A 22,394-nucleotide genomic window follows, 5' to 3' on the forward strand; every position below is an offset into this window, starting at 1 on the left:
TCATGCGCACTTCGCCTGCTCCCGCGCCACTTCCGCCCGATCCCCGGTCCCTCTTCGCACGAATCCGCGGCGCCATATCGGTCAGGTCGGGGCTCCTGCTCGCGGCCTGGGGCGTCGGCCAGTGCGCGCGAGATGTCGTCTGGGTCACGGGCCTCTGCTTCTACATCCCATCGGTCATCGTGGTCGCGGTCCTGGTCGCCACCGGCGCGCTACACGCAGTGGCCCGACGCAAACGGCCGGCACTGCTGGCTATCGGGTTCGCGCTGCCACCGCTGGCGTTCGTCGCGCTAATCGAGAACCACCCCGAGCGCGGGCCGAGCGGGTGCGCACACCAGTTCCGCGTCGTTCACTGGAACGTGGCCGGGCGCCCGGGTCGACCGGGTATCAGCGAACACCTGGAGGCGGAACGGGCCGACCTGTACGTTCTGACGGACGCGGTGAACGCTTCGCACGTCGGCGTGTTGCGCGAGCGCCTCGGCGCCGATTATCAGGCGATTACCTTCGCGAACTTATCAGTGATCGGGCGCGGGGACGTGCAAGCGCACGGGTGGCTCGTCGACCGAGACGGGTTCGAGGTCCAGGCGGTGACCTGGGTGCCGGGCACGCGGCCGATCACGTTCTTGGTGCTCGATCTGCCGTCCGACGTGTTCGTGGCTCGGAACCCGCTGCTCCGCGAGCTGAACGCCCTGATCGAGCGGCACCAGCCGGACCTCGTGATCGGCGACTTCAACGCCCCGCGCCGGTCCCGGGCACTGGCCGAACTGCCAGCCGGGTACGCCCACGCCTACCACACGGCCGGCGGCGGGTGGGGCGCGACCTGGCCCGTTCCGCTCCCGGTGTACGACCTCGACCACTGCCTCCACGGACCGCGGATCGTGCCCGCGCATTACCGGCTCGGTGGCACGAATGGAAACAGCGACCACCGGTACCAAGCGTTCGATTTCTCGCTCGCGGGCGAATAGTCCCAGGGTGCGCGTCCGTTGGGTTCCGGGGAGGCCGCCTGTTTGTTCTCAGGGTGCGCGCGGGGTTCCCAGGGTGCGCGTCTGCGCCGCGACCCGGGGCTGAGAAATGTAACCCCTTCGGGGTACAAGTCTATTTCTCCCATTCGGTACGGACCAATTTGTCCTTAACATTGTAGAAGACATGGAGCTTGTACCGCGGATAGGACTCGACCCAACCGGCAATGTCTACGTCTCCGTTAATACTTGCTCCGAGCGGTTCACCGAGGATGCGACGAACCTGGGCGATCGTCATCCCCTCGCTCAGCAGTTGAGGGGCCACCTGCGTCCAACACGAAAGCACACACAAGCACATCGCGAACATGGGGCAACCTTGTTTGAGGCCGTCAATAGCGGTCGAATCGTGCGATAGCCTTCCGTCGACTGTGAATCAAGACAACCAACGGCCCCGGGAAGAACTCTAATCTAAATACGGTTCACCGAGCACGTGAAACCGATGGTTTTCCACCCCGACAGGGGTTAGATTGCTCAGCCCCGGGTCGCGGCGCAGACGCGCACCCTGGGGAACGGGCGGGCGGCACCCGAGAGCCCGTCCCACATCGTTTCACCCACAACCAATAATCGTTTCTCATCAATCTAAATGTCCGCTCGGCGCCGGCGAATTCCGTTACACTGGACAGAGTTTCGCGGGTCCGTTGGCATCCAACTCCGTCCTCATCCCCGGAGGTCGTTTGATGGCAATTCCCCTCGTGTTCGCACGGTACGGCTGCGGCGCCGTTGCAATCGGCGCGGTCGCGCTGGCCGGCTGCGGGGCCAAATCCGAGCCCACACCGGCACCGCCCCCGATGCCCTCGTTTTCGACATTCGCGCAACCGCCCCAACAGAGCGCGGTCCGCTTCCCGACGACCGGGTTCGGCGCCACCATCCGCAACGTGAAGGTCGGGTTCACCTTCAACGACGAATGGGAAGTCACGTTCGAGGCCGGGTTCGGCCACGGCGCGTTCGGGGTCACGATGCCCATCTTCAAGTTCTCGGGCAAGGACGGATCGGTCGTGTTCATCCCGGACCTGAGCGGAACGGAACTGAGCGCCGAGATCGGGAACCGGACGCTGAAGTGGTCGCGGACCGACGGGTTCGGGCGCGAGCTGTCCGCGAAGCTCCCGGTGATGAAGGGGCGCCTGGTGTACGACGCCAAAGTGGAACTGCCGAAGTCGCTCGGGAAGTTGCCGGCGGAGAGCGGGAGCCTCAAGCTCGAGGCCGGGCGGGTGACGTTCACGCCGCTGGGTGCGAAGCCGCCGGACCCGGCGAAGCCCAATAGCCTCTTCGGGCAGCCCCGGCTCCCGGGCTCGGCGGCCTTCCGGTTGGTCCAGCCGCACGTGCGCCAGCTCCTGGGAACGGGTCCGTGGATGCCGGATAAGGGGTACTGTTGGAGCGACGGGACCAGCGGGTTCCGCCCCGCCGAAACCATCGACCTGACAGTGCGCTGGAACCCGGGCGAACAGAGCCTGATCCCCGGGCACGTCCGGGCGGCGAAAAAAGAGGGCCACTGGGAGCCCGACCCCGGGTACGTGTGGCCGAGCGGGTCACAAGAGCCGCTCCCGGAAGCGTCCGCGATGGCCTCGACCGTGCAGTGGAAAGCCGGGCTCCCCTGGCCCAACACCCCGGGCATCGTGTCGTCGGACACCGAAGGGAAGCTGCGGCCGGCGCCCGGGTACACCTGGGCCACGGACCAAGTGGGCGACCTCAGCGTGCGCCCGCTGCCGTAATTATCTTCCCGTCGCGCGCGTTGGGTTCTCAGGGCGCCCACCCGAGAGCCCAACGGCGTTTCCCGCGCGCACCTGGGCACGCGAACAGACGCAACGACACGTCTACATCGTCTTCGCCAGCGCGACGAGCTGGTCGAGGGCGGCGCCCCAGCCGTGGTAGAAGCCCATCGCTTCGTGCTTCCCGCGCCCGTCTTCGGTCCCGTGGATCGCGGTCGCGGTGTACTTCGTACCGATCGCCCCGTGCGGCTCGATCGTGACGACCGCCGTCATGAAGAACGGGGCGTCTGTGCCGAGCTTCCGGGCCGTCGGCCGGTACCCGGGCTCCAGCGCGTCGGTCCACACCAGCTTCCGGTTCGTGACGACCTCCAGGAAGCACCCGGTGTTCGGGAACTTCTGTCCCTCCGGTGATTCCATAACCGTGTGGAACATACCGCCGGGGCGCAGGTCGACCTTGCACTCGACGGTTTTCCACGGGGCCGGCGTGAACCACTTCATCAGGTACTCGGGCGTGGTCCACGCCTTCCACACGAGCTCCGGCTTCACGTCGATGGTCCGCTCGAGCACGAGATCCAGTTTCGGGTTCATTCCGGCGGCTCCTTCAGTTCGTTCAGGAAAGTGTCCAACTGATCCAGGCGGCGCGCCCAGAGCAGGCGCTGCGTCGCCATCCAGTCCTCGGCGGCCTTGAGCGGCGCCGTGGAGAGCTCGTAAGTGCGAACGCGCCCCTTCTTGGACGACCGGACCAGCCCGCACTTCTGGAGCACCCCGAGGTGCTGGAGGAACGACGGGAGGGCCATGTCGAACCGCGCGGCCAGCTCCGTCGTCGCGACGGGACCGCCCCGCAAGCGTTCCACGACGGCCCGTCGGGTCGGGTCGGTGAGGGCGTGAAACACCAGGGTGAGCTGGGCCACTTGCTTAGGCATCGACCTAAGTATACGGCGACAAATGGTTAGGTCAATGGCTAAGTTTCTGCCGGCCCCGGCGCGCCGCGGTCGCGGTTGTTCCCCGGGGGGGGCGCGTTGGGTTTCCGAAAGCGCGTGCGGGTGTTTCCCAGGGTGCGCAGGCGCGACCCCGGGCTGGAATGTGTAAGTGACTGTCCCATATGTGCGAAAAAGCCTGAGAAATCGTGGGTGACAACTCGAAAATACGGCGATTTCGAGGCATATGGGACAGTCACTAACCCCTTCGGGGTAAATACCCAGCAAGGGCGCGCATACCCGGATCGTTTCGGATTTCTACCCCGAAGGGGTTGTACATCACAGCCCAGGGTCGACCGCTACGCGGGCGCACCCTGGGTATCAACCGCACGCGCTCTCGGAAACCCAACGCGCACCCTGAACCCCCCGTTTCACACGCCGGTTAGAATGTCGCCCCTCAGCCCCCACTCGAGCTCTCGCCCGGTGACATCGGCCGGGCATGTTGTCCGTGCGCCACGAAACCTTCTGCCTCGAGTACGCGATCGACCTGAACGGGTCGGCGGCGTACCGGCGCGCGTTCCCGAAGGTGAGGACCGACGACGCGGCGCGCACCGGAGCGGCCAAATTGTTAGCCAAAGTCAGCGTCCGGGAGCGCGTCGCCGAACTGCAGCTCACCCGGGCCGAGCACACCGGCACCACGCAGGAGTGGGTCCTGGAGCGCCTCAAGCGGGAAGCCGAGTTCGAGGGCAAGGGGGCCAGCCACGCGGCGCGCGTCTCGGCCCTGGCGCTCGTCATGAAGTACCTGGGCATGTTCAAACAGGGTCCGGCCCCGGCCCGCGCCCCGATCGACCTGTCGAAGATCCCCGATGACCTCAAACGTGCCCTCCTCGCTGGCCTCCGCGCTGTTCGCGGCGTTGGGCCTCCGGACTGAGGATCTGGCCCTCCTGGAACCCGACCTGGAGCGCTGGGAGGCGTCCACCCTCACGCCCGCCCAATGGAACGCGCGGTTCCTCCCGCACTACTTCGGCGCGTACCCGCCCGCGGACCTGCACCGCGACTTCGACGCCCAACTCCACAACCTGCACCTCGCGCGCGGCACGAAACGCTCCGTCATCGCCCCGCGCGGCGCCGCGAAGAGCACCTGGAAGACCCTGGCGTACCCCCTGCGCTGTGCCCTGGAGGGCTGGGAGCCCTACACCGCGATCCTCTCGGACTGCAGCACCCAGGCTAATAATCAACTGCGCCACATCCGCATGGAACTGGAAACCAACGCGCGCCTCGCGGCCATTTACCCGACCGCGTGCGCGCCCGGCGCCGAGTGGAACGAGAGCAAGCTGCGCCTGAAGAACGGCGCGGTGATCGAAGCGTTCGGCACGGGCAAGAAGATCCGCGGGCACCGGAACCGGTCCGCGCGCCCGTCGCTCATCATCTTCGACGACGTGCAATCCAACGCCGACATTCGCAGCGCCGAACTCCGCCAGCACGCCTGGGACTGGGCCACGCGCGACGTGCTCCCGGCCGGCGACGAGCGCACCAACTTCCTGGCCGTGGGCAGCGCCCTGCACCGCGAGTCCGTGGCCGTGAAGCTGGGGCAGCTCGCGGGGTGGACCGGGCACACGTATCGCGCGGTCCGGGCCTGGCCCGAGCGCATGGACCTATGGGAAGAGTTCGAGCGCCTCACGACCAACCTCGCCGACGGCCACAAGCTCGACACCGCGCGCGCGTTCTATCTGCAGCACCAGCCCGAGATGGACCGCGGTGCGGACGTGTACTGGCCGGACCGGTTCCCCATTGTCGAGATGATGCTCAAGCGCGCCGAGGTAGGCGCGACCGCGTTCGAGTCCGAGTACCAGGGCGTGCCCGGCACGCTGGAAGGCGCCGAGTGGCCCGCGGAATACTTCGACCGCCCCGGGTTCTTTTTCGATACCTGGCCCGCCGATCTGGTGTTCAAGATCCAGAGCCTCGACCCTTCAAAGGGCACGAGCGAAAAATCAGACTATCAAGCGCACGTAATGCTCGCCCTGTCGCAGTTCGGAACCCTGTTCGCCGATTGCGAGCTGCGCCGGGAATCGGGCTGGGTGGAGCGCGCCATCGACATTGCCGCGAGTTGGCGCCCGGAGGAGCTAATAGCGGAAGTGAACAACACGATGGGGCTGTTCGCCCCGACCGCGGAGCAGATCCTCAAGGAGCGCCGCGAGCGGGGCCGGCCGGTCGCGCTGAAGTACACCGAAACGGTCGTCACGCGGCCCAAATCCGTGCGCATCCGCGCGATTAACGACTACCTGCGGCGCGGGCAGTTGCGCATCAAGAACACGCCCGGGGGACGGATGCTCGCGGACCAACTGCGGGATTTTCCGCACGGCGACCACGACGACGGCCCCGACGCGCTGGCCACCGCCGTATTGCGCATGCAGGAGCTGGTAACATGAACCCGCACGTGATGATTCTAAATTCCAGATAAAGTTCGTCTTGGTTGTTCCGCCTCCGTCGCAAGCATGTTATGTATGGGTCCGTGTGCAGCGCAGACCGGTGCGTAGCGCATATGCCCTAACCCCTCGGGGTTAACGTGACCGATGAACCCGCCCTTCTCGCCGCGATTCTGGCCCACCCCGATGAAGATACGCCCCGACTGATGTTCGCCGACTGGCTCCAGGAGCACGACCAACCGGTCCGCGCCGAGTTCGTCCGCGTGCAGGTGGCACTGGCCGACGTGCTGCACCGGATCGAGCGCGGGTACCCCACGGGGCGGCCGGTCGGGTGCTCCGAGCGCGAGCGCAAGCGCTACCCCGAGCTGTTCGAGCTCCTCGCGCGCCAGGCGCGCATCTGGCCCACGTACAGCGAGTGGTTCCCGTTCGCGCCGCTCCCACAGGACCACGCCGCGACCACGTGCGACAGCATCTTCCACAAGCTGTGCGTCTACGCGCGCGGGGGGAACCTCGCGTGGGTGTCGCTCACGCAGCGCGGGTTCCTCAAAGCGGTCCAGTGCTCCGCGCTCGACTGGCTCACCCACGCGGACGCGATCGTGGCCCGGCACCCGATCGCGCGCGTCCGGCTCACGGACGTGTCCGCGGCCCTGGGCCGGGTCCGCCAGGGGTGGCGCAACGGGCACAAGTGCCAGATCGGGTTCCGGGGGCGCGCGATGCACGTCCTGGCGGTACCCGCGCCGTCGGCCGCGACCGAGAGCGCGGTCTGGCCGCACCTCCTGGGAGCCGAGTGGCCGGGCATCGAGTTCGAGCGCGGGTTCGATTAGCCCGACACTCTTGGCTCACACCGGCCGTTTGCCCAGACAAGCCCGTTCCGGGTGCCATCGGCCGGGCTATGCCGGCCACACACACACGCCTCCGCACCCCCGGTCCGACCCACGAGCCCCAGGGACTCGCGCCCCTGAGACGCGAACTCGTTGCACAAAATCGGCGCCTCCGAGAGACCCTCCTCAACCTCGATAACCTCATTTCACCCGCCGACTGGCTCGACGCCGGGGACGGGTTCCCCGGGTTCGGCACCTGGCGCTGGAACCGGCCCGCCACGCGCGCACAGGACCGCACCCACGCGCCACTCTCCTACCTCAACGAAGAGGAATGGCGCCACCACGTCGCACTCGCACGCGACCTCGTCACCCGCAACCACCTCGCACTCGGGTTCCGAGACCACGTCGCCAACTTCGTCGGACCCGTCAGTGTCTCGTTCGTGCTCAAGGGACAGGCCCCGGGCGCCAGCGCCAGTGGACCCATCGATGCCGACGGGGACGGCGAGCCCGACCTCGACCCCATCGTCAAAGAAGCCACCCAAGCGTGGGACGAGTGGCGCGAGCTGGCCGAGTGGGGCGAGGGCGAGCACGACCGCGAGGCCGAGTGCCGCACCCGACTCATCGTCGAGGGCGAATGCACCCTCCGGTTCTTCACCGGCAACGCCGACTCCAACGGCCTGCCACACGTGCGCCACGTCGAACCAGAACTGATCCGCACACCCCCCGGACACGACACCACCGGCTCCTGGGGCTGGGGCATCAAGTGCGCCGACGACGACGACGAGTGCGAGGACGCGCTCTGGCTGTGCCGACCCGATAACCCCAACGACGGGCGCGAGGTCGCCGCGTCCGAGTACGTCCGCGCCAAGGCCAACGTGGACCGCACCGTCAAGCGCGGGCTGTCCGATTTCTTCTCCGTCGCCGAGCACCTGCGCAAAGTCCTCGGACTACTGGATAACATGGGGCACGTCGCCCGGCTCCAGTCCGCCATCGCGTGGTGGGAGCAGTACCCCAACGCGACCGAGGCCCAGGTCCGAGCCATGATCCAGTCAGGCACCGACTACTCGCGCCCCAAGCTCGCCCCCGGCGCACCCGCGCGCACCACCGACGTCCAGAACTACGAGCCCGGCTCCGTCATCCGCACCGAGGCCGGGCGACAGGTCCAGCCCGGTCCCGTCGCCACCGGGGTCGCCGGGTACGCCCAGGTCGAAGCACTGCTCCTGCGCGCGGTCGGGTTCCGGTGGGGGTGCCCGAGCTACTTCTCCGGAGACGCCGACGCTAGTTTCGCCAGCGTCCTCGTCACCGGCTCCCCCTTCGTCCGCATCACGGAAGCGCGCCAGGAGAAGGTGAAGGGGTTCGCGCGTGCGGTGGCCCGGCGCGTGCTGGAGTTCTGCGAGCGCACGGGCCGACTCCCGCGCGGCACCACCCAGCGCGTGCGACCCATCGCCACCGCGCGCCCGGTGGTCATCGCGGACGAAGAAAAGCAGGCGCGAACGTTCCTCGCCCTGTACCAGCAGAACTGCGCGGACCCGATCGACTTCATGCGCAAGCGCGGCGACGACCCCAAGGTGGTCGCCGCCAACATCGCCGCCTGGCACAAGAAGTTCCCGCCCCCGGGCACCGGAGCCGACGCGCTCCCGGTCGGCGACGACCTCAACCCATCACCGCCCGGCAGCGCCGGAGGGGACGGCACCTCACCGAACGACAGCCAACCACTCGGCGAAGCGCGATTCTTTCGAGGCAACAAGAACAAGAAGGGCAAGGGGCACAAGGGCAAGAACGAAGGCGACGTGTGGCACGGCCCGAGCGGGCGCTGGTTCACACTGAAGAACGGCCACGTCGTACCGGCCAAAGCACCGGGAGCGCGCGTTCCGTTAAAGTCGAGGATGTTTAGCACCCCGACCGGGGGTTCAAATCCGAGCGACAAGGCCACAGGCGCCATCAACGCGGCCAAATCAAACAACGCCCCCGCAAGCCCCCCGCCTCCGCGCGCGCCAAGTGCGCCCCCTAGCGCCGGTGGAACACCGGCCCCACACGCGCACAGGGTACTGGAGAATATACCGGAAACGATAATAGAGCTACGGCGCCAGTTGGCCGACCGAGAAGCGCTTCTCGCAGCCGCTCATGCGGCGCTCGCCGCCGTCCCACATTCGGATAAACTTGCCCGAAACACTGCGTTGAGGCACACGCAAGCAAGGCTCAGTGAAAAGATAGCCACACAGGAAGAATATTCGCGCCGTTCGCGCGAGCACCTCATTTCTACCCTCGGCAACCCTAGCGGCGCCCCGATCCCGGCACCAATCTATGACGCGGCCTTCGCCAGGAAAGTTAAGCCCGCCGTCGACGAAGCAATGACCTTCCTTGGTAAAATGCAAAACGGAGAACCACCCGCCGGCCCCGTATACATTGGACAAGCCCGGTCATCAAGAGCCGAGTACGACCCAAATAGCAAGCGATTATTGATTCTAGGAAAGTCGGATGCCCCAACGATTTGCCACGAATACGGTCACCATTTAGAGATTGATCCTGGCGTACTTACGGCCGCCAACCGGTTATGGACTGAACGATTTCACGGCACCGCGGAAGTGAATATGAAAACTGCATTCCCCGACAAGCCGTACACTACGCACGAGAAGGGACGCTGGGACAAGACCAACCAGATCCAAAGGCTCTACCTAGATAACCTTTCTCGCGCAGCGTATATCGGAAAGCGGGTGAAAAGCCGAACCGGCACCGAACTCATTTCATCCGGGATGGAGCTACTGTACAACAATCCCCTTTTCTTTGCCGAGACCGATCCGGGGTACTTTAACTTGGTCGTCGGCGTTCTTCGAGGTGAACATGACCGCCGTTGATGTGCGCCTGTTCGGGAACGAGATTTACACGGTCACTTTAGACGGCTGGACCGGTCCCGATCCGGACGCTGTAGAGTATCTAAACTTAGCCTACCCCCGCAACGACACTCTGGCGTCGAACGTGGTGACGTGGGCCGCGCATTTGGCCGCCAGTCAAATGAAGGGCGAAGTGATCGCGGTGCGGGACATTCCCGACTCGAACGACCCAGGAGAAGAGTCTCTTCCCGACGCGCTCGCCCCAAAGCCCAAGCGCTAACGCGGGCCGCGATCCTTCCCGCCCCGGCTCACCACCGGGGCGCTCTCATTTCGGCGACCAGGGCTCACCCGATCACGCAACACCGCGTTTGATTCGCACCGAGAACTGTGGGATACTGGAGCCACACGCGACCGGATTCCGAAACCCGATCCCGGGCACTTCGCTCGGGTGCCGGCGCGCGTCGAGGAGCACATGACCGTCGCAAAAGTGCGCATTCTGGACGGGCCGATTTACACCCTTTCGCACCGGACGTGGAGCGGTCCCGATCCGGAATGGGTGGACTTCCTAAACACGTGCTACCGAGCGAACAGCACCATCGGGGATCCGGTCATATCAGCGGCACATCAGGTTGCTAAGGACTGGTGCGGCGAAGTACTGTCGATCGAAAAGGACCCCGATTTTGGTCCGGACAACGAACGGGCCGATTTAAACAAACTCAAACACTGACTACCGCTCTCGCACCCGCCCCGGCACACCACCGGGGCAGTTCTCGTTTCGGCGACTACCGCTCACCCGATCGCACCGTGTTTGATTCGCACCGCGTGCCGTGCGATACTGGGAACCCACACGCGGCCGGATTCCAAAACCCCGATCCCGACCACTTCGCTCGAGTGCGAGCGCATCGAGGGGAGCATGACCGTCGCTAAGGTTCGGATCTTTGATGACCCCATTTATACCCTCTCATGCCGGGGGTGGACCGGACCCGATCCGGAATGGGTCAAAGCCCTGAATATGGGATACCCTCCCGACAGTACTATTGTAGCCGACCCGGTCATCTCGGCGGCACACCGCGCCGCCAAAGATTTGTGTGGCGAGGTGCTGTCCATCCGCGACGAACCCGATCCCGACGACACCGATGCAAGCACCACGGATTCCGAGGGCTGAGGCAGTGAAAGACATTGCTGACAAAACGACAATGGATGCAAACGAAGCGCTGGAGAAATTAGAGCATGCCTCACGTCGCGTCGCGAAAACAGCGGCCGAGCAAATTGCCAACGGCGCGGACCCCAAAGAAATCGCGCGACAAACCGCGCTGACCGTTGGCGACCTTGACGGCGAAGACAAGATACAGCACTTGGTGGCCATTGCCCAAGGCATGACCAAGGACGAAGTCCGCCAAATGATCGCGACCCTTGAAGCAATCGACGAAGATGACGAAGGCGAGGACGCCCCTAAACCCACTCCCGCGGCGAAGCCCAAAAAGAAGAAGCCCAAGCGCTGACGCGGGCCGCGATCCTTCCCGCTCCGGCACACCACCGGGGCGGTTCTCGTTTCGGCGACTACGGCTCACCCGATCACGCAACACCGCGTTTGATTCGCACCGAGAACTGTGGGATACTGGAGCCACACGCGGCCGGATTCCAAAACTCGATCCCGAACGCTTCGCTCGGGTGCCGGCGCGTCGAGAAGCATATGACCGTCGTTAAGGTTCGGATCTTTGATGACCCAGTTTACACACTTTCGCGCGAGGGGTGGACAGGTCCCGACCCGGAATGGGTCAAAGCTCTAAATATGGGATACCCGCCGAACAACACCATCGTAATCAACCCGGTCATTTGGGCAGCACGCCGCGCCGCCAAAGATCTGTGCGGCGAGGTGCTGTCCATCCGCGACGAACCCGATCCCGACGACACCGATGCAAGCACCACGGGCGAATCCGTACCACACTTGAGTGCCACCATGAAGCCGTGGGACGAAATGACCGAAGAAGAGCGCGTCGCATGGAATCGACAATTAGGTGCGACAATGACGCCCGAAGAAGCCGTGGGATTCGCCGAAGGGCTACTGCAGAATCCCGAGATGCTCGCTGAGTTGGAGCGCGTACTCGCGGAACTCAAAGCGAAGAATGGTTCCGAGACGAGGAGCGACACGTGATCGAACAGAACAACGAACCGGAAGAAATCGGCGCCCAAAACGCCGAAGTGGACACGAGCACGGCACTGTCAGCGCTGGCCCTCTACCTCGAGAGCACCCGGGTACACAATACGCCAGAGTACACGTGCCTCATTCATGCGATGATGGCGAATTTATCCCCAGAGAATGTGGCCGCGCTCATCAAGGCGATACCGGAAGAACAGTGGCACGCACTCCTTGACGAATCACCCGAACTCGAGGCACGGCTTATCAAATTAATGGCCCGCTAATCCGCTTCAACGCCTGCGAACTGACCACTGCGTACCTTCTGTGCTCTTCTCGAGTCCGCCCCGGCTCACCACTGGGGCGGTTCTCGTTTCGGTAGTACGCCTCTGATCACTGCGCACCACGTTTGATTCCCCCTGGCGCACCTCCGCCCGGCAGCCCTCGCAGGCCACGCCATCGGCCGGGCTATGCCGGCCACACACACACGCCTCCGCACCCCCGGTCCGACCCACGAGCCCCAGGGACTCGCGCCCCTGCGGCGCGAACTCACGGCACAAAATCGGCGCCTCCGAGAGACCCTCCTCAACCTCGACAACCTCATCTCCCCCGCCGACTGGCTCGACGCCGGGGACGGGTTCCCCGGGTTCGGCACCTGGCGCTGGAACCGCCCCGCCACGCGCGCACAGGACCGCACCCACGCGCCACTCTCCTACCTCAACGAAGAGGAATGGCGCCAGCACGTCGCACTCGCACGCGACCTCGTCACCCGCAACCACCTCGCACTCGGGTTCCGAGACCACGTCGCCAACTTCGTCGGACCCGTCACCGTCGCGTTCGTGCTCAAGGGACAGGCCCCGGGCGCCAGTGCCAGCGGACCCATTGACGCCGACGGGGACGGCGAGCCCGACCTCGACCCCATCGTCAAAGAAGCGACCCAAGCCTGGGACGAGTGGCGCGAGCTGGCACAATGGGGCGAGGGCGAGCACGACCGAGAGGCCGAGTGCCGCACGCGACTCATCGTCGAGGGCGAATGCACGCTCCGGTTCTTCGTGGGTAACGCCGACTCCAACGGCCTGCCACACGTGCGACACGTCGAGCCCGAACTGATCCGCACACCCCCCGGACACGACACCACCGGTTCCTGGGGATGGGGCATCAAGTGCGCCGACGACGACGACGAGTGCGAGGACGCGCTCTGGCTGTGCCGGCCCGACAACCCCAACGACGGGCGCGAGGTCGCCGCGTCCGAGTACGTGCGCGCCAAGGCCAACGTGGACCGCACCGTCAAGCGCGGCCTGTCCGATTTCTTCGCCGTCGCCGAGCACCTGCGCAAGGTCCTGGGACTACTCGACAACATGGGACACGTGGCACGGCTCCAGTCCGCCATCGCGTGGTGGGAGCAGTACCCCACGGCGACCGAGGCCCAGGTCCGAGCCATGATCCAGTCAGGCACCGACTACTCGCGCCCCAAGCTCGCCCCCGGATCGCCCGCGCGCACCACCGACGTCCAGAACTACGAGCCCGGCTCCGTCATCCGCACCGAGGCCGGGCGACAGGTCCAGCCCGGTCCCGTCGCCACCGGGGTCGCCGGGTACGCACAGGTCGAAGCACTGCTCCTGCGCGCGGTCGGGTTCCGGTGGGGGTGCCCGAGCTACTTCAGCGGCGACGCCGACGCCACCTTCGCCAGCGTCCTCGTCACCGGCTCCCCCTTCGTCCGCATCACCGAAGCGCGTCAGGAGAAGGTCAAGGGGTTCGCGCGTGCGGTGGCGCGTCGGGTGCTCGAGTTCTGCGAGCGCACCGGACGGCTCCCGCGCGGCACCACCCAGCGCGTCCGACCCATCGCCACCGCGCGCCCGGTGGTCATCGCGGACGAAGAGAAGCAAGCACGCACGTTCCTGGCCCTGTACCAGCAAAACTGTGCGGACCCGATCGACTTCATGCGCAAGCGCGGCGACGACCCGAAGGTGGTCGCGGCCAACATCGCCGCCTGGCACAAGAAGTTCCCACCACCGGGCACCGGAGCCGACGCGCTCCCGCTCGAAGATGACCTCGCACCCGCCCCGCCAGGCAGCGCCGGAGGCGACGGCACCTCGCCCAACGACGGCGAGTTGCTCGGCGAAGCGCGATTCTTTCGAGGCAGCAAGAACAAGAAGGGCAAGGGGCACAAGGGCAAGAACGAAGGCGACGTGTGGCACGGACCGAGCGGGCGCTGGTTCACACTGAAGAACGGACACGTCGTACCGACCAAAGCTCCGGGAGCGAAGCCAACAACCGGCCCGAATCTGGCACACGCCGTCGCACCAGGAGGCGCGCGCAAAACGAGTGGCGGGAAGTCAACGAAGGGCACGCCCGCCGGGGCCGCACCGCCGGGCGGTGGCAAACCGGGGCCGAGTAAAGCACCCAAGGGCGCGAGCACATGGCCCGACAGTCAGCGCCACAAAGCGGCGATGAAGCTCCTTCAACCGAGTACACCCAGGCCCGGAGGGAAGGTCAAAGAGTGGATGCTAAACCACCTTAACACCTTGCACACCGATGACCTCAGATTGCTCATTCACCATTTCGCGGCCGGCGGTCAAGGACGCGCGATACACAGTTGGGCGACTTCAGCCAACGAGGTATTCCAACACCGGTTAGCGGGTGGTAAACTCTACGGCGGCAATAATCCCGGCTGGGATATTGAGACCTCAAAAGCACTGATCAATTGCAAGCTTATTACGGGTCGCGAAAGTCAAAACCAAGACAATTTCAGGGGAAGTGACGTACCGATCATTATGAACGCGCGCGCGGCTCAAGGCAAAGAGCACCTACCCTACGCGCGCATGGCCCTCGTTGCAATTCCCGGCGACCCGTACAAGAACAACGGCCTGTACATTTTGCCCGGCTTTAAGCAGAAGGCTTACTCCGCGCAAAAGAGTGGCGGCGGCCCACCGTATTTGGTACTTTCGGAGAACCACCTTAATAAGCAACTGGACAAACCGAATGGTACACAAGGCGTAAGAAAGGCTATCAACGCAACGTTTCGCAAGAATGTCGATCCGGCCGCGGTGCTTAGGGATATGAACGACGCGGACTCAAACAACGCCGGTGGCTTAGTAGATTCTCTCTCGCTCAATTTGGCACGGGCTCGAAAAATCGGCCGAAAGCACCTAAACAAAACAATAAGAACAATTAGATCGCGAACAAACCCAAACGATCTAAAAGAGCTGGTGCGCGACGCAATTAAAGACCCTATAATACACTCAATTATATCGAAACTATTCCCATAAAATCCGAGTAAACAAAGGACGCTAAATGCCGCCGGCAAAAAAAACACACGCCAATCCTGACGATCCGACGGCCGCCGATCCGTCCGAGATTGCAGACACTTTCCAGGAATTCTTACGCGCGCTAGCTCGTGCCAGGAAGCGAGGCCCGAAGGATCACAACACTGTACTTCAAGCATTCCTAAAAAACATAGCACCCGAAGATTTCGTAGCACTCCTCAGCGCATTGCCAAGAGAACAACTCGCGGAGATCCTGAACGACGCATCCGCGCTCCAGCCGGGGCGTGCGGATTCTTCTGCTTCCGCAACTACCGGTAATAGCAATCCGTCGGTCCCGCCTACAGCAAAGCCAAAAAAGAAACCCAAGCGCTAGGGTCCTTCCCCGCACCCGAGCGCCGCCATGAAACCGTGGGACGAAATGACCGAAGAAGAGCGGGTTGAGTGGAATCGGCAACACGGTGCGACAATGACACCGGAAGAAGCCGTGGGACTCGCCGAAGGGTTATTGCAGAACCCCGAGATGCTCGCAGAAGTGGAGCGTGTACTCGCAGCTCATCGAGCCAAAACGGGCTTGCCCGCAAATTCTACACCCACCGACAAACCCTCTATTCCGAACGCGCCACCAGGTGCCGCCGAGAGGCGGTGATTCTATCTGCGTAGCCGACCGGTGCCCCCATCTATGTTCCATCACCTGACCGAAGAGAGAATGGCACCGAGAGCCGAGAACTACGTGGCACTGGATTGCCATCCCTTTCCACACATCACGGGCGTACACAATGGCGAAAGGCCTCGGAATTCAGGGGGAGGCTCCCGAAAGAGAAAAGGGCGGTTCGGCGCTCCGATTACGGACCGTGGGGATCTCCCGAGCCCAATGGAGCGAAAAGCCCTAGAAAAGCACGGCTCCTGTACTGGGCGCCCGAGATGTATGGAAAGGGATGCACTGGATTCCCTAAACACTGGCCTCCCACTCGAGCGCCATTATGAAACCGTGGGACGAAATGACCGAAGAAGGGCGCGTCGCATGGCACGAACAACTTGGCGAAACCTCGACCCCGGGAGAAGCGGGAGCCTTTGTCACCGGGCTCCTCCAAAATCCTGAAGCGCTTGCGGAATTTCTTCGCGTTCTTGAGAAGCACAAGGCCCAATCACTGGCCGGCGAACAATCAAATCCTGATGCGCCGTCGAATTGACCTGTTGCGGTCGAAGAGGTCGAGCTATGGACGCGAACGAAGCACTCGAACAAGTTAAGCAGGCCGTTGCACGTGTCGCACAATCGATCAGCGAGCATGAAGCACGAGGCGGCGATCCGAACCAAACCGTTCAGGAACTACAAATCCTAATCAATGAATTGCCGGACCAGGAGAAATTAGACTACTACGCACACGCAATTGCCATTGCCCCACAAGCGTCCCTAAATGACTTGGGGAAGCAGCTCATCAGTGCGATGAGCGACGAGCAGCGCCAAGAGCTCGCCCGATTGCTGGCGAAGCACAATACCACGCCCCTACAGTAAACCGAGCCCGACCCACCGGGAGCCCGAGCGATGGATGCGAACGAGGCACGCGAACAAATTAGACAAGCCATTGCACGCGCATCCAAATCGGCCGCCAACGACATCGCAAACGGCGCCGATCCAAGTGAAGTCGCACGACAAACCGCACGAATCGTGGACGCACTTGATGGCGATGAAAAGATAGAGCACCTTCTCGCGGTCATAAAACAAATGGATAAGGCCTCAGCTCAACAGGCCCTCGCGGCCCTTAAAGCAATCGACGAAGATGACGATCAAGACGAGGATGCCCCCGAACCCGCGCCCGCGGTGAAGCCCAAAAAGAAGAAGCCCAAGCGCTAGCCGCCCTTCCCCGCGTGGCCGACGGGTCGCCTTCGTCCAGTGGGGTCATCGTCTGTCGAGGAGCGGCACGTGGCGGAAGTCGCCCACATCTTGCTGATCGGCGTCTCGGCGGTCCTCACCGGCTTCGTGCTGCTGGTCCTGCCCTGTCTCATCGCGCGCCCCGTCGCCCGCTGGCTCACCAAACGATGGGTGGCTTGGCGGGGCACCGACCAGCACCGCCGACACACACACAACACCACTGAAGGGATCGAGGCGCGCTGGCCACTGACAGGGGTGGCGGTCGAACCCGGCGTCGGGGTCGGCCCGGTGCAGTTCGGCGCGTCGCCCCATCAAGTCGAAGACGCACTCGGTCCGTCCCTGGGTTACGAGGCCTGGGACGACGGCAACCTGAACGACTCGCTGATCTACGACGGGGTGCGACTCCGCTTCGATCGGTGCGGCGCGCGGCCGTCACCTCGATCGCGGCTGTGTGGGGCCGAGGTCCGCCGGGCCGATGCCGTCCTGTTCGGCCGCCCGCTTACCGACTGGAGCGAGAACGAGCTGGTGGCCGAACTGACCCGGCGCGACTTCCGCCACGAAGTATCGGCGCCGGGATACGCCGAGTTTTCCGTGCCGTACTTGGCGGCACGATTCGAGGCGGGCCGGCTGATCGGCATCGAGATCGCGCAGGAATCCGGCAATTAATTTGAGCGAACGACACGCGCCCCAACCACCCTTCCCCGCGCCACCCGCACGCCCACACACCGACCCGCGCGCCGGCACTTGCAGTACAATTCCCCCGTGCCTCAAGTGCCTTCACAGCAAGGGAACGGATGGACGCGCGCCTGTTAGATTACCTGCAACGAATCCTCACCGCCCGCGTGTACGACGTGGCCGTCGAGACGCCCCTGGAGCGCGCCGGGCGCCTCTCGGCCCGGGTGGGCACCCCCGTCTGGCTCAAGCGCGAAGACACCCAGCCGGTGTTCAGCTTCAAGCTCCGCGGCGCGTACAACAAGATGTCGCGCCTGCCCCCGGACGTGCTCGCGCGCGGGGTCATTTGCGCGTCCGCCGGGAACCACGCCCAGGGCGTCGCGCTCAGCGCCCGGCGCCTCGCGTGCCGCGCCGTCGTGGTGATGCCCGTCACCACCCCGCGCCTGAAGTCCGACGCGGTCCGCGCGCTCGGCGCCGAGGTCGTGCTCCACGGGGACAGCTACACCGACGCCTACCACCACGCCGCCGACCTCGGCACCCGCGCCGGGCTCACGTTCGTCCACCCGTTCGACGACCCGGACGTGATCGCCGGTCAGGGCACCATCGGCATGGAGATCCTGCGCCAGCACCCCGGGCCGCTCCACGCGATCTTCGTCGCGGTCGGGGGCGGCGGGCTCATCGCGGGGGTCGCCGCATACGTAAAGGCCGTGCGCCCCGAGGTCAAGGTGATCGGCGTGCAGATGGCCGATTCCGACGCCATGCGCCGGTCCATTCGCGCCGGCGAGCGGGTCCAATTAGACGACGTGGGGCTGTTCTCCGACGGCACCGCGGTGAAGCTGGTGGGCGCGGAAACCTATCGCCTCGCGCGCGACCTCGTGGACGACTTCGTGACCGTGGACACCGACGCGGTGTGTGCGGCGATCAAGGACGTGTTCGAGGACACTCGCAGCATCCTGGAACCCGCGGGCGCGATGGGCGTGGCCGCGGCGAAGCAGTACGCCGAAGTACACGGGCTGCGCGACCAGGGGCTGGTGGCCATCACCTGCGGCGCCAACATGAACTTCGACCGGCTCCGGTTCGTGGCGGAGCGGGCCGAGGCGGGCGAGGGGCGCGAGGCGCTGTTCGCGGTCACGATCCCGGAGGAGCGCGGGAGCTTCCGTCACCTGTGCGAAGCGATCGGCCGGCGCAACGTGACGGAGTTCAACTACCGCATCTCCGACGAGCGCGTGGCGCACGTCTTTGTGGGTCTGGCGGTGAGCGACCGGGAGGAAGCGCGGGCGCTGCACCGGGCGTTCACCGACATGGGATTCGAGGCCCTGGACCTGGTGGACGACGACCTGGCGAAGGACCACATCCGCCACATGGTGGGCGGCCCGAGCCGGCTGGCGCGCGACGAGCGCCTGTACCGGTTCCAATTCCCCGAGCGCCCCGGCGCACTGGTGCGGTTCTTGACGGCCATGCCCCCGGACTGGAACATCAGCCTGTTCCACTACCGCAACCAGGGCGCGGACTACGGGCGCATCCTGGTCGGGCTCCAGGTGCCCGCGGGCGACCGGGCCGCGTTCGAGGCGTTCACGGGCGCGCTCGGGTACCCGTGCGTGGACGAAACCGCGAACCCCGTGTACCGCCTGTTCCTGTGTTGAAGCCCTACACCCCGCCGCCCTCACGCCCCGGAGCACACCCGGGGCGTGTTTGTTGGTAGCCCTTGTCCGCGCACTGTGGTCATCAGTCAGTAGTCCTCGGCCGTGACTCCAATCTGGCAGAGCGCGGGGACCACTCGAAGTGACCACAGACGATGGACCTCGGCCCCACCCCACCGGCCCACAGCCCGACGACCGCCCTCACGCTGCGTGGCGCGGAGCCGTCCGACTGGGTGTTCCTGGACCACCTCCAGCGCCGCCACCACGACGCGATCGGCTACTTGCCGCGCGTGGCACTGGAGGAAGCGATCGACCGGCGCCGGGTGCTACTGGCGCTGGAGAACGGCGCCCCGGCGGGGTACCTGTACGGGAAGGCGACGTACCAGCGCCGCGCGGATGTGGCGATCATCTTCCAGGCGGCGATCTGTTTCGACGCGCGCCGGCGCCAGATGGGAACGGCGCTGGTGAACGAGTTCCTGGGTCGCTTACCCGCGGACGTGCGCCAGGTGTGCTTGTGGTGCGCCTCCGACCTGGACGCGAACCAGTTCTGGTCGGCGCTGGGGTTCGAGGCGGTGGCATGTCGCGCCGGCTCTCAGCGCACGGGCCGCACGCACGTGTTCTGGTGCCGTCACATCAACGGCAGCGCGGGCACGTTCTGGGCGCCCGACTCCACGCATGGCGGCGCGATGCGCGAAACGCGGGCGGTGGTGCGGGTGGGCACGTCACTGACAAGTGGCGTGTCCGCGTAGCCCGCAGTGAAATACCCCTATAGCCGCAATGAAGTGCTTATCACTGGCGCGGCAACTCACGAATCGCCTCAGCGTACAATCTTAACGCGCTTTCGTAATTTATCAGGAATGACAAGTTTGCGAGCGCAACCACTCAAATCCAGCGTCGTCAAGGCTGCGAGACCGGACAGCGGGCTGAGGTCCGTTACGCCGGTGCAAAACCTCAGAGCCAGGTTCTTTAGCGTCGAGAGATCGGACAACGGAGTAAGATCCGTTACACTGTCGCAACTGCTCAGATCCAAGTTCGTCAGGGCCGCGAGATCGGACAGCGGGCTGAGGTCCGCCAAACCTTTGCAGTATCGCAGTTCTAAGTTCGTTAGAGCCGCGAGGCCGGACAGTGGGGTAAGATCCGTCACGCCGTCGCAGAAGCTCAGGTCTAAGTTCGTCAGGGTCGCAAGACTGGACAGTGGGGTAAGATCCGTCACGCCCTTGCAGTAGCGCAGTTCCAAATACGTCAGGGCCGTAAGGCCGGACAGGTACGTGAGGCCGATCGATGTTACAACGGGGCACATCGATATGGTCAACACCGATAAAAAAGGCACATCAGCCAGGGCACGGAAGCCTTCGAGGTCCACATCGGCAACTTGATTACTGACGTTCAACCGATACCGTCGATCCGGCGCGAACGTGATCTCACACGGGCTGTGTCCAACACGCTCCCACTTCACACTTGAATCGCCCGCCAAGCGCGAAAACCACGCACCCGGAACGGTCACATTCCGCTTCAAGAGGGGGGAGATCGCGGGGCGGTCTGGGAGCAGCGGTGCCAGCATCTCGGCCCACTCGACAGCGTCCTTAGGGCGGCGCGACAGATCGGAGACGCTCTTTACGATCAATCGAATCAACTCGACGGGCACGCCCATCTCTTCCAATTTGTCGCGTGCGTCGGCTCCGGGAGCGCCCAAGTCACCGGTTAGCATCTGATACGTCATCACCCCGAGTGCGTATACGTCGTCGCGGGGGTCCGGGTCGTTGCCAGCAAGCTGTTGGACGCTGGCGTGCGGGGGCGTGCCCGCCGACCGGAGCATGGTGTCCACGCGCACCGTGAATTCGGTGTGACCAGTGGCGTCGGCAACGGCCGCGGTTACCGCCGCGCCGCCGATCCCGAAATCGGTGATGCGCGGCACGTCTCCATGCATCAGCACGTTCTTTGGTGTCAGGTCGCGGTGAACGATCTGGCGTTCGAGCCGGTGGAACTGCCCGACGGCACAGGCGATTGTGTGCAAAAGTGAAACCGCGCGAGCCACGCGGTCCGCTACCGGGAGCACTTGCAAGTCTTCGATTACGTTCGCGACCGAGCGCTTACCCGGGACGAATTCGTACATCAACCACGGGGTCTCGCCCTTCAGGTTGCACTCGTAGAGGGGCACGATGTTCGGGTGGCACCCGGCCGGCGTGCTGGTGTGCTGTTGCACATACGATGCAACGTTCGACTCGTGCCGAGCCACGTCCGGTAATCGCTCGCGAGCGACCGCGTGGGTACAAAATTTGACGGCGCGAAATGCTTTCGACTGGTGGTGCCGGGCGAGCCACACCTGCGCGAACCCACCCTTCCCGATTAATTCCACTAAAATCCACATCTCCGCGTGCGGTACTCGAGTGCCGGGCACGAGCACCGGCCCGCCCATAGCAAATTCACGCATCCTCCGAGCTTGAGACGGAGACGGCACAATCGTCTGGGCGTCGTCTTGCGGGTTCGTTGGTTCCGAGGGAGCGTCCTCGGCGGGCCATCCTAGGGGCGGACTGTCGGGCCAAAGAGGGCCGAAGAAAGTCGGTGCTATAGGAGTTTCGTCGCTGCACCGCCTGCTCAACACCGCACTTGTAAGAAGCTCCAAGTCGACGCACACCGCACGTCGAAGAATTGAGGCACCTCCCACTGGATAGGCAGCATCAACGGCATCATCTGCAGCCACCGCTGCGCGTGCTACAAAATAAGCATTCGGCGTAAATGCGGCACAAGCAGCATAAGCAGCAGCTTCGGCCACGTAATAAGCGGGCAGAAAATCAGCGGCAGGCCCGACCGCAGCCTGAGCCCCTGCTTCGGCCCCGTCATCTATCTCTAACCGAAACGCTGCGGCGCACTCGGCAACTTCGATTGCCCGAGCCACAGCAGCAACATACTCAACGGGTGCTGCGAGCCAGAAATGCTGATACAGCGGCAAGACACGCCGAGCACAGCGCGCCGCAAGCGCCACTCGCGCCCAGCGCGGTAACGTTGCAATCTCTTCCTCGGTTGGAATCGCCGGTTCACTCATCACTGCCTCGCGTTCACCGAACCATTCTGAAAGTGGGGACAAGTTTAGT

The 22,394-nt window shown here is 64.5% G+C and carries 23 protein-coding genes and 1 pseudogene; 20 read left to right on the plus strand and 4 right to left on the minus strand.

Annotated elements, in window-relative coordinates:
• The first annotated feature begins 2 nt into the window (after positions 1–2).
• The gene (locus J8F10_RS13475; RefSeq protein WP_210654315.1) at positions 3–962 is read left to right on the plus strand and encodes an endonuclease/exonuclease/phosphatase family protein; all 960 of its coding nucleotides are present in this window, start codon (positions 3–5) and stop codon (positions 960–962) included.
• A gap of 130 nt (positions 963–1,092) precedes the next feature.
• Here the strand turns inward: J8F10_RS13475 and J8F10_RS13480 are convergent, their stop codons facing one another.
• Entirely contained in the window at positions 1,093–1,323 is a 231-nt protein-coding gene (locus tag J8F10_RS13480) for a hypothetical protein (protein WP_210654316.1), read from the minus strand.
• A gap of 370 nt (positions 1,324–1,693) precedes the next feature.
• On the opposite strand from J8F10_RS13480, the gene J8F10_RS13485 reads away from it, so the two are divergent.
• Complete coding sequence (locus J8F10_RS13485; RefSeq protein WP_210654317.1) at positions 1,694–2,725, plus strand: hypothetical protein; 1,032 nt, start codon at positions 1,694–1,696, stop codon at positions 2,723–2,725.
• Positions 2,726–2,827: 102 nt separating this feature from the next.
• On the opposite strand, the gene J8F10_RS13490 is transcribed toward J8F10_RS13485, so the two are convergent.
• Together J8F10_RS13490 and J8F10_RS13495 are read right to left on the minus strand one after the other, a co-directional pair.
• A complete protein-coding gene (locus tag J8F10_RS13490; protein WP_210654318.1) occupies positions 2,828–3,310 on the minus strand; it encodes an SRPBCC family protein in 483 nt (160 codons plus the stop codon).
• On the minus strand, positions 3,307–3,645 hold the full coding sequence (locus J8F10_RS13495; RefSeq protein WP_246523305.1) for an ArsR/SmtB family transcription factor: 339 nt from the start codon (positions 3,643–3,645) through the stop codon (positions 3,307–3,309). The genes J8F10_RS13490 and J8F10_RS13495 overlap by 4 nt, the downstream gene beginning before the upstream one ends.
• 502 nt (positions 3,646–4,147) lie before the next feature.
• Here J8F10_RS13495 and J8F10_RS13500 point away from each other — a divergent pair.
• The 18 genes and pseudogenes from J8F10_RS13500 to J8F10_RS13585 all read left to right on the plus strand — a co-directional run bounded on the left by J8F10_RS13500 (position 4,148) and on the right by J8F10_RS13585 (position 20,051).
• The gene (locus tag J8F10_RS13500; protein WP_210654320.1) at positions 4,148–4,570 is read left to right on the plus strand and encodes a terminase small subunit; all 423 of its coding nucleotides are present in this window, start codon (positions 4,148–4,150) and stop codon (positions 4,568–4,570) included.
• Entirely contained in the window at positions 4,506–6,068 is a 1,563-nt protein-coding gene (locus tag J8F10_RS13505; protein WP_246523309.1) for a hypothetical protein, read from the plus strand. The genes J8F10_RS13500 and J8F10_RS13505 overlap by 65 nt, the downstream gene beginning before the upstream one ends.
• A gap of 137 nt (positions 6,069–6,205) precedes the next feature.
• Complete coding sequence (locus J8F10_RS13510) at positions 6,206–6,889, plus strand: TIGR02996 domain-containing protein (protein WP_210654321.1); 684 nt, start codon at positions 6,206–6,208, stop codon at positions 6,887–6,889.
• A gap of 68 nt (positions 6,890–6,957) precedes the next feature.
• Positions 6,958–9,741, plus strand: a complete 2,784-nt coding sequence (locus J8F10_RS13515) for a phage portal protein (RefSeq protein ID WP_210654322.1) — start codon at positions 6,958–6,960, stop codon at positions 9,739–9,741.
• Complete coding sequence (locus J8F10_RS13520; protein WP_210654323.1) at positions 9,728–9,997, plus strand: hypothetical protein; 270 nt, start codon at positions 9,728–9,730, stop codon at positions 9,995–9,997. Before J8F10_RS13515 ends, J8F10_RS13520 begins: the two co-directional genes overlap by 14 nt.
• Positions 9,998–10,189: 192 nt before the next feature.
• On the plus strand, positions 10,190–10,444 hold the full coding sequence (locus J8F10_RS13525) for a hypothetical protein (protein ID WP_210654324.1): 255 nt from the start codon (positions 10,190–10,192) through the stop codon (positions 10,442–10,444).
• Positions 10,445–10,630: 186 nt separating this feature from the next.
• A complete protein-coding gene (locus J8F10_RS13530) occupies positions 10,631–10,882 on the plus strand; it encodes a hypothetical protein (RefSeq protein WP_210654325.1) in 252 nt (83 codons plus the stop codon).
• 4 nt (positions 10,883–10,886) lie between these two features.
• Positions 10,887–11,219, plus strand: a complete 333-nt coding sequence (locus J8F10_RS13535; protein WP_210654326.1) for a hypothetical protein — start codon at positions 10,887–10,889, stop codon at positions 11,217–11,219.
• A 191-nt stretch (positions 11,220–11,410) separates the two neighbouring features.
• Positions 11,411–11,872 (plus strand): hypothetical protein, encoded by a 462-nt coding sequence (locus J8F10_RS13540; RefSeq protein WP_210654327.1) that lies wholly within the window; start codon positions 11,411–11,413, stop codon positions 11,870–11,872.
• A complete protein-coding gene (locus J8F10_RS13545; RefSeq protein WP_210654328.1) occupies positions 11,869–12,141 on the plus strand; it encodes a hypothetical protein in 273 nt (90 codons plus the stop codon). The genes J8F10_RS13540 and J8F10_RS13545 overlap by 4 nt, the downstream gene beginning before the upstream one ends.
• Before the next feature lie 183 nt (positions 12,142–12,324).
• Positions 12,325–15,123 (plus strand): hypothetical protein, encoded by a 2,799-nt coding sequence (locus J8F10_RS13550; RefSeq protein ID WP_210654329.1) that lies wholly within the window; start codon positions 12,325–12,327, stop codon positions 15,121–15,123.
• 397 nt (positions 15,124–15,520) lie between these two features.
• Positions 15,521–15,766, plus strand: coding sequence for a hypothetical protein (locus J8F10_RS13555; RefSeq protein WP_210654330.1), 246 nt, complete (start codon positions 15,521–15,523; stop codon positions 15,764–15,766).
• A gap of 334 nt (positions 15,767–16,100) precedes the next feature.
• Positions 16,101–16,310, plus strand: a complete 210-nt coding sequence (locus J8F10_RS13560) for a hypothetical protein (RefSeq protein WP_210654331.1) — start codon at positions 16,101–16,103, stop codon at positions 16,308–16,310.
• 26 nt (positions 16,311–16,336) lie between these two features.
• Entirely contained in the window at positions 16,337–16,633 is a 297-nt protein-coding gene (locus tag J8F10_RS13565; protein WP_210654332.1) for a hypothetical protein, read from the plus strand.
• A 30-nt stretch (positions 16,634–16,663) separates the two neighbouring features.
• Positions 16,664–16,972: a hypothetical protein gene (locus J8F10_RS13570; RefSeq protein WP_210654333.1), complete on the plus strand. Its 309-nt coding sequence runs from the start codon at positions 16,664–16,666 to the stop codon at positions 16,970–16,972.
• A gap of 69 nt (positions 16,973–17,041) precedes the next feature.
• Positions 17,042–17,656, plus strand: coding sequence for a hypothetical protein (locus J8F10_RS13575; RefSeq protein WP_210654334.1), 615 nt, complete (start codon positions 17,042–17,044; stop codon positions 17,654–17,656).
• A gap of 104 nt (positions 17,657–17,760) precedes the next feature.
• A pseudogene (gene ilvA, locus J8F10_RS13580) lies at positions 17,761–19,305 on the plus strand (threonine ammonia-lyase, biosynthetic); the annotation flags it as partial.
• 152 nt (positions 19,306–19,457) lie between these two features.
• Positions 19,458–20,051 (plus strand): GNAT family N-acetyltransferase, encoded by a 594-nt coding sequence (locus J8F10_RS13585; RefSeq protein WP_210654336.1) that lies wholly within the window; start codon positions 19,458–19,460, stop codon positions 20,049–20,051.
• A gap of 68 nt (positions 20,052–20,119) precedes the next feature.
• On the opposite strand, the gene J8F10_RS13590 is transcribed toward J8F10_RS13585, so the two are convergent.
• The gene (locus J8F10_RS13590; protein WP_210654337.1) at positions 20,120–22,345 is read right to left on the minus strand and encodes a protein kinase domain-containing protein; all 2,226 of its coding nucleotides are present in this window, start codon (positions 22,343–22,345) and stop codon (positions 20,120–20,122) included.
• Between the last annotated feature and the right edge of the window lie 49 nt (positions 22,346–22,394).

Origin of the sequence: Gemmata palustris, from assembly GCF_017939745.1 — a bacterium.
Classification (GTDB): domain Bacteria; phylum Planctomycetota; class Planctomycetia; order Gemmatales; family Gemmataceae; genus Gemmata; species Gemmata palustris.